General features: G+C 47.6%; 1 protein-coding gene. It reads left to right on the top strand.

The window, feature by feature from the left end; all coding sequences use genetic code 11:
• A partial coding sequence (locus tag R7Z47_RS26830) for an FtsW/RodA/SpoVE family cell cycle protein (RefSeq protein ID WP_318131023.1) occupies positions 1-519 on the top strand: 519 nt, incomplete at both ends.

The raw sequence follows: 519 nt of genomic DNA on the forward strand, positions 1-519 counted from the left end.
CCTCGAAAGGTGCGCAACGCTGGCTCAACCTAGGCTTTGTTCGATTCCAACCGTCCGAATTACTCAAACTTGCGGTACCGTTGATGGTTGCGCGCTATATCGGCCGCCAACCATTACCACCAACATTCCGAACGCTGATTGTTGCGCTAATCATGGTGTGCTTACCAACGATTCTTATCGCGAAACAACCAGATTTGGGAACGTCGATTCTGATTGCGGCTTCAGGTATTTTCGTTATTTTCCTAGCAGGCATCAGTTGGAAGATCATCGCTGCTGCTGCCATTGCCTTGGGTGGCTTCATACCAATTTTGTGGTTCTTCTTGATGCGCGAATACCAAAAGGTTCGCGTTCGTACTCTGTTCAATCCAGAATCTGACCCACTTGGTGCGGGTTACCACATTATCCAAAGTAAAATTGCGATTGGTTCTGGCGGTATTTCCGGTAAAGGTTGGTTGCACGGTACGCAGTCACAACTGGAATTTCTTCCTGAACGACACACTGACTTTATCTTTGCAGTAA

The sequence above is a fragment of the Vibrio sp. 1641 genome (assembly GCF_033339995.1).
Lineage (GTDB): Bacteria > Pseudomonadota > Gammaproteobacteria > Enterobacterales > Vibrionaceae > Vibrio > Vibrio alginolyticus.